Origin of the sequence: Bacillus paralicheniformis, from assembly GCF_001042485.2 — a bacterium.
GTDB lineage: Bacteria > Bacillota > Bacilli > Bacillales > Bacillaceae > Bacillus > Bacillus paralicheniformis.
In genome coordinates, this window is sequence record NZ_LBMN02000012.1 from 83,966 (window position 1) to 97,592 (window position 13,627).

Here is a 13,627-nt window from a genome sequence, read left to right on the forward strand (position 1 = left end):
CAGCTATTAAAATTTTTAATAAAGGAGAGATTCGTGTGCATTATGATGCGCTGAAGACATTCGTTACCCTTGCAGAAGTCAAAAATTTCACAAAAACGGCCGAGCTTCTTCTCATGTCACAGCCGAGCGTGAGCATGCACATTAAAAATCTTGAAAAAGAGTTCCAGACGAAATTATTTGAACGCTCTCCGAAATATTTGAAAATCACGCCGACCGGTGAAATTTTATACGACCGCGCCAAACAAATGATCACCATATATGAACAAACGCGGCAGGACATTCTCGATCACCACAACTCGATCAAAGGCGAGCTGAAAATCGGTGCAAGCTTCACAATCGGCGAATACATTTTGCCATCGCTCTTGTTCGACCTTCAAAAAGAATATCCTGAGCTCGAACTCAAGGCGGTCATTGGAAACACGGAAGAAATCGTGCAGTCCGTCCGCCTGTACAAAGTGGACATCGGCTTGATCGAAGGCCAGACAAATGAAAAAGAGCTTTCTGTCCACGCCTTTATGCAGGACGAATTGTTTATCACCGCTTCAAGTAATCACCCGCTTGCCGCCAAACAGGACGTGACAATGGCCGATCTGCAAAATCAAACATGGGTAACACGCGAAGTCGGCTCAGGTACACGCGAATACTTAAACCATGTCATCCGTTCAAACGGTTTGAAAGTCAAGTCGTTTCTGACGATCAGCAGCAACCAGGGGATCAAAGAAACGCTCATGACAGGCATCGGCCTGTCACTCCTGTCTGAAAGCGTCATTGAAAGAGACGTGCAGCATGGAAACCTTTCCGTGATCCGGCTGAAAAATCAAACCTTTACCAGGACGCTTTCATATATATATTCACCCGTCATGCAAGACAAAAAAAATGTAAAAACCTTTATTAACGCTTTGAACCAAAGAACAGCTTCGGAATGATGATCCGTTCTTCCTGCCCGCTTCACGAAATGTTTGTTTTCGTTTGTCCAATGTGTGAATCATCACTGGAAACGATTGACTGCCGGCTGGAGATTCCATATCCTGGAACTATCACATAGGAAAAGAGATGATGGTTATGAAGTGGTTAAGTAAAAGTTTAGTTGCTTCATCATTACTGGCAGGTATGCTTGCTGTTTCGGGAAGTCCCATGCATGTACAAGCCCAGGAACTCTCTAAAACTGAAAGTCTCTCTTCTCACGCATCTGCACAAGGAATCTTCGCCCCTCAGGCGATCGTCATCAACAGGCCGATGAAAGTCGGACAGGAAGATCAATACGTCGGCATTTCAAACGTGTCCTACAGCGGCAGCGCCATTACCGTCAGCGTCACCTCGGACCGCGTGTACGTAAAAGCCGTCAGCCCAGGCAAAGCGACATTTTCGTATCTCAATTCATTGGGACAGCTGGTCATCAACAATATTACGGTCACCCGATAACACTTAAATCCGCGGGAGAAATCTCCTTCCCGCGGATGTTTGATCAACTCCAACATTCACCGCGTCTATATAAAAACACCAATCACATAGAATTGGTGTTTTTGCCGTCAACGTATTTAATTATTTTCGCCGGATTGCCGCCGACGATGGCATTGTCCGGGACATCTTTTGTCACGACGGCTCCGGAAGCTATCACTGCATTGTCGCCGACCTTGACGCCGGGATTGATGACCGCTCTGCCGCCAATCCAGACGTTCCGTCCGATGATGACAGGTATCCCGTACTCCGCACCGCTTATCCTTTCGGACGGATCGAGCGGATGGGTCGCCGTATAAATATGAACGCCCGGTCCGAGCATACAATGATCACCTATCCGGATTTCGCATACATCGAGGAAAACACAGTCAAAATTGGCGAAGAAATTTTCCCCGACATGTATATTAAAGCCGTAATCACAGCGAAACACCGGTTCGATGTGGAGCGTTTCCCCTGTTGAACCAAACAGCTCTTTGATCAGCTTGGTCCTTTTATTGTCGTCGATTTCGTTCGAATGGTTGAATTCATTCATAATGTTGCGCGCCTTGAGTCTGTCATGGCACAGCACCGGATCAGAAGCAAGATAAAGCTCTCCGTCCAGCATTTTTTGCTTTTCTGTTTTCATTGGTTTTTTAGTCTCCTTAACTGCATTTTGATATTGGCTACATCAATTGCAACACGAGATTGAACACTTTTACAATAAAATAGACATTGATGAGCAGCAAAAGCAAGATAACAGCCTTCCGCTTCTCATGTTTAATTTCATAAACGAATTTCCACATAAAAAAGATTGCTAAAAATACGATTAAAATACTATCAACACTTTTAAGTATCAGATCCATCCAATTCCTGCTCCCTTTTGACTTCTATATAAGACAATATTTTCATAACGCGCGGCGTACTGCAAGACTCTTTCCCAGTTCTTTAAAAAAAAATCGAAAAACTGTTGACGAACCCATCTAATCTGCATATAATAGAACTTGTCAGCAAAACAAATACCCAGTGTTACATATCATGATTCCGTAGCTCAGCTGGGAGAGCGCTACCTTGACAGGGTAGAGGTCGCTGGTTCGAGCCCAGTCGGAATCATACCAACAAACCCTTGTATATCAAGGGTTTGTTTTTTTATGCATTACTTTAAATACGCCCTGATGAATTGAATTGTTGGCGAATTGTTGGCAAAAAACTTCTTTAATCAATGACATTGATGCTGCTGGAGCATGTCAGTTTGCATCGAGAATTAGAAACTTACCACAATAGAGTGAAAAAAGCCGGTTCTTGATATGGCCCAAATAAAAGACACGGAACGTGTTATATGCGAGGCGATGGAATTCAACTCGGTTCTGATCATTAGTGTATACAGAGACGGTTTTATTGAAGAAGTAACAGGACATGTTAATTATATAGATGAAGTAAAACAGAGGCTGCTGCATGTGAAGTATTTAAAAGGGATACAAATTTTATGAATCTGTTTAATGTGATTTACGCAAAGTTTAAAATAAGACCAAGTAAATTTCTCCCCGAAAATTTGTCCAAATAATGTTATAATGAAGAAAAAGAAGGGTATGCAAACTATGGGAGATATTGTTTCAGCTTTTTTGGACAAGAGTCCACCTTGGTTTTTTATCATTTCTAGTATTATTCTAATTGTTATACTCATAATTATCGGTGTTTTTGTATATATTGCTGTAAAACGATTTGCTGATAATGCAAATAAAGAAAATAAGGTTATCAAGCTTTTAGAAGAAAGAGAAACACTTAAAAATGAAAATCTGCACAATAAGCTACTTACAGAACAACTAACTGTCGCTATCTCCAATGCTAAAACCTTTGTCGATTTGTTAGTGTTAATACAAAAAAACCGATCAGGTTCGACTGGCGATGATGTACTACATGCCATCAATAAAATTTTGGAGGGACTTACCGCTGTCATTAAAACTGACATTGGCGAAATGCACAGATGCGGGTTTTGGATAAATGATGACACAGGTCTTAGGTTACTTTGTGGAAGTTCGGGCTTTCCTCTTGATTATCCGGGTAATAGAGTTTTAGATATAAATCACTCTATAGCTGGACGATGTTTTAGAAAATCAGAATCAATAAATATTGTTGATGTGACCAAAGATGCTGACTGGAAAAAATCAGATTCTTCTAATACATATAGCTCACTGATATGTATTCCAATAAGTGAATGGGGAGTTGTTACCATTGACGCAAAAAGAGAAATGAGTGATAATACGTTACAAATAGGACAACTTTATTGCTCTATTATAAGTGGCATTTTAGGTGAATATTACGAACTTGTACAAGATGAAGATATTGGTGACCAAAACCTTGACAGAGATTTCGATGATTTTGTTGATGAAGTTGCTGCTAATGTTGAATCTTAATCTAAGGAGTTGATTAAATTGAACAGCAAATATACACTCCAAAAAACAGCAATAACCAAGCTTTTTAATGACAATAAAATTTCAAAAGAAGATTTGGAACTGATGTTAGCAAAACTTGAAAGAGAAGCAGACTTGATAGATCAACAAAAGAACAAACGAAAAGAATTAATTAAAAAAGCTCGATATAGAATATTCGAACATGTTTAAAAACCCCTTCCACTTTAGAAGGGGTTTTTTATTTCTATTTTAATAAAGTTTTAAGCTTTGCTTTAGTGTCAGATCCATAAATGCCATCTGCAGACAACCCGTGCATTAACTGGAAACGTTTGACTGCGTTCGCCGTTTTCGGTCCGTAATAACCATCTATGCCGTTATTCTTCGCTCCTTTGTCTGGATAGAAATAGAGGGCAGCTAGAGCCTCTTGAATCTGTCGGACGCCTGTCCCTTTCATCAGTGGGCTTTTCACCTTATAGATGCCAGACGGCAGCGGGTAGGATGTTTTTTTGCCGTTAGAGGAAGGCTTTTTCTTTTTCGCTCCAATGGCTGCAAGGGCCTTTTCCGTTGCTGGACCGTAAATTCCATCCACCGCGATACCCGCTTTCTTTTGTAACGCTTTGACAGCTTGCACCGTTTCATTTTCGTAAGACCCATCAGCCCCGTATTTCGGCAGTGAGAAGCCAGCGGCAATCAAACGTTTCTGCAGCGCCTTGACCTGGGAACCGGACGCCCCTTTTTTCAGAATGGTCCCTGTGGATTTGCTTGACTGGCTCGTTGATGATGTTGTCTTTGACACCGTTTTATTTCCAAGCAGGGAATCGACTTTTTTCCTGAATGTCGTCAGCTGGCTGGAATCGCTCACCCACGGTGCCGGACAAATTTTGTTTGTTACATCGTAATGGCGGACGATTTTGTTAGTAGAAAGACCGTAACGCTTGCACAGGTCGGCAACCAATTCAGCGGCATTCTGAACCGTTTCACTGTGAATCATGCCGTCTTTTTCGACACACATTTCAACGCTGATTGACTTTGTGTTGGCGTTCGGTTTAAGAAAACTCACATAACAGCGGTTTTTATCATGTGCATGGTACGCGACTTCATTTTCAGGAATGATGTGCTGCGCTTCTTTACGGTCCACAAAATAATGAGCTGAAGCTTTGCGTTTAATGGCTATACATGTGCCATTGAAGTAATCCCTCTCATTCAATGCAGAAGCGCCCGGCGTCGCCGTATAGTGCATGACAATCCCTTTCACTCCTGCCAACTTCAGCCCTGGACGAGTATATTGATTGACTTTCACAAAGTTTTTCACGACTTTAACCATTTGAACTCCTCCAATTTTGTTTTAAATAAAAAAGGCTGCCAGCCGGCAACCTCATTTCGTTAATCCCTTTTGTTTCAAAGTCTCTTTCTGCAACTTTCCTTTGCTTGTGACATAGTTGTTTTTGAACCAAGCGACCAACGTCGTGACGATTGTAAAAATCGTGGAGCCGGCCAAATACAAAGCGTCGGCCAACGTATTGACCTGATCCTCGCTGATCGGCAAAGCTGATTTTCCAAACATGATCAATGTCTGGTTTACCAATGCAACAAAAAGAAGCACCGTCCTGATGACCGTGCCTTTGTCTAAGTTTTTCATATTGTGTTTACCTCCTTATTTCTGCAGTAGATTATAAAAAACAGCGATTGCGCCGCCAATGATGCCGGTGCTGACCGCTGTAATGATCGCGCCGGTGATACTGCGCTTGATCCAAGTTGTGTTTTCCTCGATCTTGTTCAGCTTTTCATTGATAGAGATAATCTGCTGATCATGGCGTTCAGAAGTTCTTTCCAGGGTGCTGACACGTTTCTCAAGCGTTTTTTGATCCGCCTTGATCTCTTTAATCTCTTTCTGAAAAACTTCGTATTCGTTTGTTTGCGACATCTCCCTTAATCCTCCCGTTCTCACATCGTTTTCACCTCCTCCGAGGCAAAATAAAAACACCGTTTTTTACGGCGTGATCTTACAAGAAATGAGTAACCACAAGGTTTTTAATTTTCACGTCTGTTTCTCCGTTATTGGTCAACATAAGTCGCGGAGAGGCAGCTAATAAATCAACCTTCTGAGCGTCTCGGTCATTATTTTCTAATACAATGACATCTTCATAACCCTTCAGGGTATAGTTGCTTGTTCCCGGGATGATGTAAGTCATGCGAACACTCAGATTCGTCTTTTCATAAAGATAAATCGCGAGTCCAAGCTGATGACCTGCCGATCGATTGAGGTTATGAAAGAAAAGGGAATTCAAAGTCAAAAGGAATTAGCTGAGTTGGTTGGTACTACAGAGGCAACAATAAGCAGATTTAAAACGAATAACAGATATGACATCACAACATTATTTATTATTAGTAGAGGATTAAACGTGCCTATAGAGTATGTTAAGGAGATTAAAGACGAACAGTAAACCATATAGTGCGGTAGGGCATGAAAAAGCGCATATAAAGAAAAAAGCCCGTCTCTGGTGAGCGGGCTATTATTCTATCATCGAGTACACAACTCATCTTTACATTCTTCTTTAGGTTCAGCATCCACGGTATATGACAATATTTCTTTATTTCCCGGATCATACAAACCTTCAAACTCTTTATCTCCGTTCGTATGTCCCTCTACTGTTATACCTCCCATTGGATTAATATAATAATCATCGGAAAAGTGGATATTATCAACATCTTTATAATTGGTTTTTAAAAACTTTTCCATATGATTCTGAGCTTCTTCAAATAAAGCAATCTCTTTTTCTTTTTGATCGTGCTGATGCTTCATAAAAAATCCCCCAACTGCTATAATTATTAAAATAAGGATAATTATGTACTTTTTCATTTGAAAATCAACCCTTTCTTATCCTATTTTACAAAAATAAAGAGGCGATGTATATGAGCGACAAGATAAAAGTTCCAAAAATAACAGATAAAACTTATTATACGCTAAGTCAAGAATCTTACAATCGCGATAGATTAGATAGTAAGTTAAAGACAGGGAAACCAATACAAACAGATCAAAAAACCTATTGGTTTGTCGAAAAGATTAAGAGAGACCATGATACAGGACTAGATGCCGTAGTTTTTTCCCAGGGCAAAAAAACTGAAGGTGGTAAGTGGGTAAAATCAGATAACCCTAAAAATGTCGTCGTAGCCTTCGCAGGAACTGATCCTAAAAGCCAATTCTTTCAAGATGTTGTTGACGCTGACGGCGGTAACGTTGTTATGGGTCTTGATCCGAAAAAGAAATCGCAATACATAATCGAAAAAGATGCGAAGGATACATCAAAAACAATAGGAAAATACAACGCAACCCCCTCACAAGACGCGATGCTTAGCACCGGTAAATACAAATTAATTACGAAAACGTCCCAAATCGGGCAAGCTGACGATCTGGTACGGGAAGTTAAACAAAAGTATAAAGGCACCTCGACGGTTATTTCAACAACCGGACACTCTCTTGGCGGCGCAGAGGCTGAATACAGCGCTGTGAACAATGATATATGCGCAGTCGCATTCAACAATCCTTCCGTCGTTAAATTGCATGCTGAAGAAAAGCAAAAGGAGATCCGAAGCGGCAAATATGACTCGTCTGTAAAAGCGATTGTCAATCCGGATGATATGACTGGTTCCGGCTGGTGGGATGAGTACGAACGACACGCAGGCAGAACAATATATACCAAAGACCCCTCTACTTCGCGTGTGGAACGACAAATACGACTAGATCCGAAGTATAACGGCGGTATATTTGGCACAGTGTTTAATGTCGCTGTAGACTACATTGCTACGACAGCAATGGGAATGCCGGATACACACGGACTCAACAAAGGCAACTTTACCTTCGACGAAAACGGCAATGTTCAAAATATAGAGGGCGATGAGCTCGTATACGATAAAAATTTAAAAGCAATGCTTCCACCGGAAGTTGCATCCGGAAGTGGCGCAATTAAAGTAACACCCGAAGTCGCTAAGCAGCTCGCGCAAAAAGTAAATGCGATGATCAACGATCTCCGGACGATGAAACGGGAAGCCGAAAACGCTTATCAGGAACACGACGCCGAGATCAACGATCTGAAACACGATACCTACCGTCAGGTCGGCCACGGTTTATACGACAAGCTGACACTCGAAGATGTAAACAATACGCTGAAAAACCTGGCGCAGTCGTTTGACAAAAAAGGCAATCCGCTCTTTTACGATGTTCATGCCGAAAAAGCGTACATCGCCTCATTAAAAAATACGATTTCAGATTTAGAAGACATCAGCGGGTACCTTGCGCAGATCGCAAAAGATTTTAAATCGAAAGATAAAATGCTGGCAAACTGGCTTAAGCTTTAGGAGATGACATAATGGAAAATTTCAATAAACTCGCCTCACTCAACAACTTAAACGGTGATCAAGAAGATACGCTCCTCATACGACGCAATCAGCTTCAAATGCTGAAAACGGGCATGAGAGTAACGGCCGCAACTAAGCTTGAAGGCATTAAAACGACACTAAGACCGAAGTTTAAAATAGACGATATACAAAAAGAAATGAACAGCGTTTATTCATCGCTTCTCTACAGCTTCGAAGGAAAAGCGCGGCAGGCGCTCGCTCAGCGAATCAGCCAAAGCGCCCAGCAGCTTATTGCGACAGAAAAGGACGGAGAGAGCTTTGTGAACGGATTTAAGACGAGATAGAGGCGCCAAAATAGGCGTCTTTTTTCGTTAACATACCACTGACTGACCGTTGACTTATAGGATTGCTATCGCCTACCTTTACAGGGTAGAGGTCGCTGGTTCGAGCCCAGTCGGAATCATACCGAATCGAACGGCAGGAAAACGTTGATTTTCAACGGATTTTCTGCCGTTTTTGCGTTTGATTTTTTCCATTCTTACCTCTCATACTCTATATGTCTTCATTCAACAAAAAACAGTCGCTGATCGAAAGAGTTATGGTAAAATATTGTTTGTACAAAGTTCGGGCTCACTCAAGGGAAGTTGGCTCATCCCCTATGAAAGGGGGTGAGGCTTATGACAGCATACGAAACAATCTCGTTAATGATTGCTTTCGGCATGTTAATTGCCGTGTTGTCGAAGAAAGAAAAATAGACTTCCCTTGAGCCCTGGTAATGTTCAAAGGGAAGTCTATATTTAAAATGACTGAGCCAAGCCCTTGTTGGGCCGCTTTGTACAATCGACTCGACTGTTGGCGCAGTCGGGTCTTTTTTATTTTATGCATTTCTTTTAAAAAAATACACCTGAACGTTTGAGCGATACGTTGATGACGCACCTGTGGTCTTTTTATGATTTTGACAGTCTATCTTCAAATTCATATTACCAATTTCAACCCACTAAATCAACTAATAGTGTCATTCACCTCTCGGGATAAATGAAAATATTCGAGGGTAAACCGTGCTTCTTCTTCCAATGCTTTTGAACAACCACATTATTTTTTCATAATTCACAATATCCAAAATAATCCAAAGTAAGTCGAATTAATCACCTCCAACTCTTTAACATTCAGACGAAAAAATGACTTTTGTTTGATTGTTTTTTAAATATGGATATTTTCTGGGTTTTCCACTTTATTTCAGGACTACAAAACAAGTCCTTTGTCTGATTGAGAGAGACCGAACCCCTGCTAAAATAAAGTGCGTGTTGTTGGGAAATATTTCTCAAAGGGAGGACCGATTGTTAAAGGATATGGAGATTTGAAAGGAGAACAACTGTGGCTAAGACGATTATTTCTGGTTTCATTTTATTTTTTCTGCTTATTTTTTCGGGAGCTGAGCCAACATCAGCGGCTTTTTGGGATACAAAAGGAGACAACGTTATTCATGATCCTTCCATGATTAAAGAAGGAAATACATGGTATACATTCGGTACTGGTATCGGCAATGGAATCCGCGTCATCAAATCGACAGACGGAAAAACGTGGAGCCCAGCGCCAAGTATTTTTACAACTCCATTATCATGGTGGAAAAAGTTCGTGCCAAACCATGAAAAAAACCAATGGGCGCCTGATATCAGCTATTACAATGGTCGCTATTGGCTTTATTATGCGGTATCCGCGTTCGGCTCCAATACTTCGGCGATCGGACTGGCTTCAACAGACCGGATCTCTTCCGGAAATTGGCGCGACGACGGGCTTGTCACCCGGACGACGACCTCGAACAATTATAATGCGATCGACCCTGAGTTAGTCATTGATAAAGAAGGAAATCCGTGGCTGTCCTTCGGCTCGTTTTGGAGCGGCATCAAGCTGACAAAGCTTGATAAAAAAACGATGAAACCTACAGGGAAGGTTTATTCGATCGCATCAAGGCCGAGCCATGGCGGAGCGGTTGAAGCGCCGTCTATCACATATAAAAACGGCTACTATTATTTATTCGTTTCGTTCGATAAATGCTGTCAAGGTGTGAACAGCACGTATAAAATCGCTTACGGCCGCTCAACAAAAATCACGGGACCTTACTATGACAAAAGCGGCAAGAAAATGACGGAAGGCGGAGGCACAATCCTCGACTCCGGAAACGACCAATGGAAGGGCCCGGGCGGCGCAGATATCGTGAACGGCAACATCATCGTCAGACATGGTTATGATGCGCTTGACAATGGAGCGCCTAAGCTGCTGATTAATGATTTATACTGGGATTCCAAAGGCTGGCCGAGGTATTAGCTTTTAAACCGAGCAGAAAAATATCTGCTCGGTTTTTTCTGTTGTTTTAGCAGTCCAGCTTTGCAAGAGCTCCATCCAAAAAAATGTTTAATCTTCCATATCTTCAAAGTATCGATCATTTTGATCAACTTTTTTGATAAATCCCTCTATAGAGTCAGCTATTTTTTTATCAAAAAAGAATACCGATGACTTATCGGTATCATTTAAATCAAGCGTTAAATATACACCTTCATTTACCTCATAAAAAACAAGCCTGTCTTCATCTTCATATATATCATCTAAATCAGGGTCAAATTCGTAAATATCTTCCCTTAAAGTGATATCTGTGATAGTAGCGGGATCTAAAAATCTGTTTATTGCACTTTTATTCCCTCTTATAAACCCGTACCCAATTTCTAAATAAAATTCTCTGAGTTCTTTAGGAAATCGAAAACCAAGTCTATCTTCCGCTTTTATTAGATCGTTTTCTTTTAGCTCATAAAACTCATGATGACTATTTTTTATAAAATTAAATTTGTTCAGCCTCATGAACCTCCTTATAGATGGCATCAGAAACGATTAATTTTCTTCCTGACAAACAACGTTCATACCTTGCTGCTTGATTCCACTATCCGCACCGCTTCTTCCTCTGCGCCATTTTGATAAATAATCAAGCGGGTTGCGACACCATCCTCCAAAATAAATTCCACTTCAACAGACAATGACCTGAGGAAAAAGCGCGTTTCCGAAGCTGGAAATAATTCAAAACGGATCTGTCCGGTGATTTGCATATAAAGCCGGTTCTTATCAACTGTCACATCAGCGGCGGTGCCATCCTGAAGTGAATAACTTCCGACATATCTTTTGTAAATGGCCGGATCGATCTCTTTTTTCTTTTTATCGGCAGGGCGATCAGGGATTTTGTAGGCCTTGTCAAACAGGATATTTTCAACGGCTTCAAAGATGGCCTGTTCATATTCATCATCCTGTTCCACATTGCTCAAATAAATGAAGGTTTTTCGTTGATCGATATATCGGATCATTACGGTTGAATAGCCTGGCCAGCCGCCGCTGTGACCGACAATTCGCCCTGTTTCAGGACTGTCCCGAAGCACCCATCCACACCCGTAATCTACAGACTCTCCGTTTTTCAGAGACGCGGGAGTAAAAGCAAGCTCTTTTGAGACTTGATTGATCAAACAATCTGTATATAAGGCCTGGTCAAACAAATATAAGTCATGAATGGTTGAGTTTACGGTTCCGTCCCCCTGAATCCCGTCAAGATAGGAGACATATTTTGTTTCTTCAACATCATCAGGCAGAACGTACTGTTCTGTATGCACGTCATACACATATCCATACGCATAGTTCTCAATGGTTTCAGGTTGAAGCCTTCTGTTATACACCCTTGAGTTCCGCATTTCCACCGGTTCAAAGATATTTTTTTTCATATATTCGGCAAAACTCAGACCGGATGCCTTTTCAATGATAACCGCAAGCAGCACATATCCCGTATTGCTGTACAGCCAACCTTCACCCGGGGCAAAATAGCGTTGCGGCTGATGATTCATCAGCATATCAACGATATCTTGATTAACAGCAATCTTGTTATGATCCCAATGTTGTAAAAACCACTCCATATAATCGGGCAGACCCGCCGTATGTGTCAACAAATCGTGAATCGTTATGCCTTGATAAGGAAATCCGGTTATCCACCGTTCTACGGGATCCTCAATATTCAATACCCCTTGCTGTGCTAATTGACGGATGCCCAAAGCAGTGAACGGCTTGGATAGCGATGCTAATTCAAATAAGGAATCCTCCTGCAATAAACGCTTATCTGCCAAGTTTGCATAACCGAAGGCGCCTTGAAAAAGAATGTCTCCGTCTTCAGCGACTAATACCGCCGCGTTGATCTGCTTTTTTTCATTTAACACACTAAACAGGTTAACAAGTTGTTCTCTTTTTTTCTGTTTCACTTTTCCACCTCCCTTTCTTTATACGCATATGGAAATAAGAGGTTTCAACTAAAAAAAGACAAGACTGCTTCTTGTCTTTGAAATCGCTAGTCTACAATTCTAATAAGTTTCAACATCCTTTTCACAAGTCACTCATTGATCTACGGTGCGACTCATTAGCCCCAGCACAAACGAATGTCAAATCGATTTTTGATTTCGGCGAAAAAATGTTGCAAACAGCAATAAAACGTTGCTCAAAAGACTTGCCGCCCCTAACCAGACGAGCCATTCCGCCTTTGTCCCCCAGGAATATCCAATGATGATCAGAGCAATGCAGCTTGAGAAAAAGGGTCCTGTCCTGTCTAATTTTGTGCCGCGGCGAATGGTTTCCTTTGTCTGCAGGAATTTATCTTTTGCATGATAGAGCTTCTCCTTTCCTTTGATTTTAAAAGTTGTTGCTTTTACATAAAGATTATTTTTCATCATTTTCTCCTCCGTAGCGGCGTTTCTCAAATTCTCCGAGAATCTTTTCTGTATCTAATGAATTTCCTACGCCAAGCTGAATGTTTGCATTCTCCTCAAAGCCGTCTTGTTCTTCACCGTCAAAACGGTAAAGCTTTTGCAGCAGCCACCAAAATGTCGCAACCTCTTCGGCAGCAAACTGCTGAAACAAGTCAGCCAAGAAATAGACGGACCTTTCGGAACAATCCACCAGCGCTTTCTTTCCTTCAGCGGTCATTTCAATATTAATAGAGCGTTTGTCTTTTTGATTTGGCACTGATTTAACATAACCTTTTTTGATCAGACCTGTCATCAGCTTGTTGGCGGTCTGTTTGGTTGTGCCAAGCTTTTTGGAGATATTCGTAAGCGTGGCAGTTTCAGTCGGCAAATGCGCGATGGCGATGAGTGCCATGTGTTGCCTCGAAGTTAATATTTCCATGTATTCATCACCTCGGGTTTGCACCTTATTGACAACTGAAAACAATGTCGCATAGCTTTGCTGCATCAAATGTAATTCGTTGATTAAGCTGTTGGTATCCATTTGTTCTCTCCTTTGAATATAGTCAACATGCTGACGAATATACAATACTCTTACTCGTTAATTTTGTCAACATGGTGACTATTTTTTCGTGATTGATCAATTGGACATTCCGTTTTACACTA

At 41.3% G+C, this 13,627-nt stretch carries 19 protein-coding genes, 1 tRNA gene and 2 pseudogenes; 11 read left to right on the forward strand and 11 right to left on the reverse strand.

What is annotated here, in order from left to right; all coding sequences use genetic code 11:
• The first annotated feature begins 35 nt into the window (after window positions 1-35).
• Together ACH97_RS09515 and ACH97_RS09520 are read left to right on the forward strand one after the other, a co-directional pair.
• Complete coding sequence (locus ACH97_RS09515) at window positions 36-926, forward strand: LysR family transcriptional regulator (RefSeq protein WP_020450991.1); 891 nt, start codon at window positions 36-38, stop codon at window positions 924-926.
• Between the two features lie 136 nt (window positions 927-1,062).
• On the forward strand, window positions 1,063-1,422 hold the full coding sequence (locus ACH97_RS09520; RefSeq protein ID WP_023856697.1) for a hypothetical protein: 360 nt from the start codon (window positions 1,063-1,065) through the stop codon (window positions 1,420-1,422).
• Between the two features lie 82 nt (window positions 1,423-1,504).
• On the opposite strand, the gene ACH97_RS09525 is transcribed toward ACH97_RS09520, so the two are convergent.
• Together ACH97_RS09525 and ACH97_RS09530 are read right to left on the reverse strand one after the other, a co-directional pair.
• On the reverse strand, window positions 1,505-2,083 hold the full coding sequence (locus ACH97_RS09525; RefSeq protein ID WP_020450989.1) for a maltose acetyltransferase domain-containing protein: 579 nt from the start codon (window positions 2,081-2,083) through the stop codon (window positions 1,505-1,507).
• 37 nt (window positions 2,084-2,120) lie between these two features.
• The gene (locus tag ACH97_RS09530; protein ID WP_011197793.1) at window positions 2,121-2,300 is read right to left on the reverse strand and encodes a hypothetical protein; all 180 of its coding nucleotides are present in this window, start codon (window positions 2,298-2,300) and stop codon (window positions 2,121-2,123) included.
• Window positions 2,301-2,474: 174 nt separating this feature from the next.
• Between ACH97_RS09530 and ACH97_RS09535 the strand changes: the two genes are divergently transcribed.
• The 4 genes from ACH97_RS09535 to ACH97_RS09550 all read left to right on the forward strand — a co-directional run bounded on the left by ACH97_RS09535 (window position 2,475) and on the right by ACH97_RS09550 (window position 4,055).
• Window positions 2,475-2,547 (forward strand) — tRNA-Val (locus ACH97_RS09535).
• A 194-nt stretch (window positions 2,548-2,741) separates the two neighbouring features.
• A complete protein-coding gene (locus ACH97_RS09540) occupies window positions 2,742-2,924 on the forward strand; it encodes a YolD-like family protein (protein WP_020450988.1) in 183 nt (60 codons plus the stop codon).
• A gap of 108 nt (window positions 2,925-3,032) precedes the next feature.
• Window positions 3,033-3,848 carry a GAF domain-containing protein gene (locus ACH97_RS09545; RefSeq protein WP_020450987.1) on the forward strand — a complete coding sequence of 272 codons (816 nt, stop codon included), beginning with the start codon at window positions 3,033-3,035 and terminating at the stop codon, window positions 3,846-3,848.
• Window positions 3,849-3,866: 18 nt separating this feature from the next.
• On the forward strand, window positions 3,867-4,055 hold the full coding sequence (locus ACH97_RS09550; RefSeq protein ID WP_026579880.1) for a hypothetical protein: 189 nt from the start codon (window positions 3,867-3,869) through the stop codon (window positions 4,053-4,055).
• Between the two features lie 34 nt (window positions 4,056-4,089).
• On the opposite strand, the pseudogene ACH97_RS24005 reads toward ACH97_RS09550, so the two are convergent.
• The 4 genes and pseudogenes from ACH97_RS24005 to ACH97_RS09565 form a co-directional block, all read right to left on the reverse strand.
• Window positions 4,090-4,344, reverse strand: a pseudogene (locus ACH97_RS24005) (peptidoglycan-binding domain-containing protein); the annotation flags it as partial.
• Window positions 4,345-4,407: 63 nt separating this feature from the next.
• Window positions 4,408-5,169 (reverse strand): annotated as a pseudogene (locus tag ACH97_RS24010) (peptidoglycan recognition protein family protein); the annotation flags it as partial.
• Window positions 5,170-5,220: 51 nt separating this feature from the next.
• Window positions 5,221-5,484, reverse strand: coding sequence for a phage holin (locus ACH97_RS09560; protein WP_020450985.1), 264 nt, complete (start codon window positions 5,482-5,484; stop codon window positions 5,221-5,223).
• A gap of 15 nt (window positions 5,485-5,499) precedes the next feature.
• Window positions 5,500-5,769 (reverse strand): hemolysin XhlA family protein, encoded by a 270-nt coding sequence (locus ACH97_RS09565; RefSeq protein WP_020450984.1) that lies wholly within the window; start codon window positions 5,767-5,769, stop codon window positions 5,500-5,502.
• 343 nt (window positions 5,770-6,112) lie between these two features.
• Here ACH97_RS09565 and ACH97_RS09570 point away from each other — a divergent pair, with 343 nt between their 5' ends.
• Window positions 6,113-6,289, forward strand: a complete 177-nt coding sequence (locus tag ACH97_RS09570; RefSeq protein ID WP_044805482.1) for a helix-turn-helix domain-containing protein — start codon at window positions 6,113-6,115, stop codon at window positions 6,287-6,289.
• Between the two features lie 77 nt (window positions 6,290-6,366).
• Here ACH97_RS09570 and ACH97_RS09575 read toward each other — a convergent pair whose 3' ends face one another.
• Window positions 6,367-6,705, reverse strand: coding sequence for a DUF1433 domain-containing protein (locus tag ACH97_RS09575; RefSeq protein ID WP_020450982.1), 339 nt, complete (start codon window positions 6,703-6,705; stop codon window positions 6,367-6,369).
• Between the two features lie 53 nt (window positions 6,706-6,758).
• Here ACH97_RS09575 and ACH97_RS09580 point away from each other — a divergent pair, with 53 nt between their 5' ends.
• From ACH97_RS09580 to abnA, 4 genes are all read left to right on the forward strand, one after another.
• The gene (locus ACH97_RS09580; protein WP_020450981.1) at window positions 6,759-8,201 is read left to right on the forward strand and encodes a lipase family protein; all 1,443 of its coding nucleotides are present in this window, start codon (window positions 6,759-6,761) and stop codon (window positions 8,199-8,201) included.
• Window positions 8,202-8,212: 11 nt separating this feature from the next.
• Entirely contained in the window at window positions 8,213-8,545 is a 333-nt protein-coding gene (locus ACH97_RS09585) for a hypothetical protein (protein WP_020450980.1), read from the forward strand.
• 333 nt (window positions 8,546-8,878) lie between these two features.
• Window positions 8,879-8,956, forward strand: coding sequence for a putative holin-like toxin (locus tag ACH97_RS24015; protein WP_023856690.1), 78 nt, complete (start codon window positions 8,879-8,881; stop codon window positions 8,954-8,956).
• Window positions 8,957-9,575: 619 nt separating this feature from the next.
• On the forward strand, window positions 9,576-10,526 hold the full coding sequence (gene abnA / locus ACH97_RS09590; RefSeq protein ID WP_020450979.1) for an arabinan endo-1,5-alpha-L-arabinosidase AbnA: 951 nt from the start codon (window positions 9,576-9,578) through the stop codon (window positions 10,524-10,526).
• A gap of 87 nt (window positions 10,527-10,613) precedes the next feature.
• Here the strand turns inward: abnA and ACH97_RS09595 are convergent, their stop codons facing one another.
• The 4 genes from ACH97_RS09595 to ACH97_RS09610 form a co-directional block, all read right to left on the reverse strand.
• Window positions 10,614-11,048 (reverse strand): SMI1/KNR4 family protein, encoded by a 435-nt coding sequence (locus ACH97_RS09595; RefSeq protein ID WP_026579886.1) that lies wholly within the window; start codon window positions 11,046-11,048, stop codon window positions 10,614-10,616.
• 62 nt (window positions 11,049-11,110) lie between these two features.
• Window positions 11,111-12,484 carry a serine hydrolase gene (locus ACH97_RS09600; protein WP_020450977.1) on the reverse strand — a complete coding sequence of 458 codons (1,374 nt, stop codon included), beginning with the start codon at window positions 12,482-12,484 and terminating at the stop codon, window positions 11,111-11,113.
• 177 nt (window positions 12,485-12,661) lie between these two features.
• The gene (locus ACH97_RS09605) at window positions 12,662-12,949 is read right to left on the reverse strand and encodes a hypothetical protein (protein WP_224066935.1); all 288 of its coding nucleotides are present in this window, start codon (window positions 12,947-12,949) and stop codon (window positions 12,662-12,664) included.
• Complete coding sequence (locus tag ACH97_RS09610; protein WP_020450976.1) at window positions 12,936-13,505, reverse strand: MarR family winged helix-turn-helix transcriptional regulator; 570 nt, start codon at window positions 13,503-13,505, stop codon at window positions 12,936-12,938. Before ACH97_RS09610 ends, ACH97_RS09605 begins: the two co-directional genes overlap by 14 nt.
• Between the last annotated feature and the right edge of the window lie 122 nt (window positions 13,506-13,627).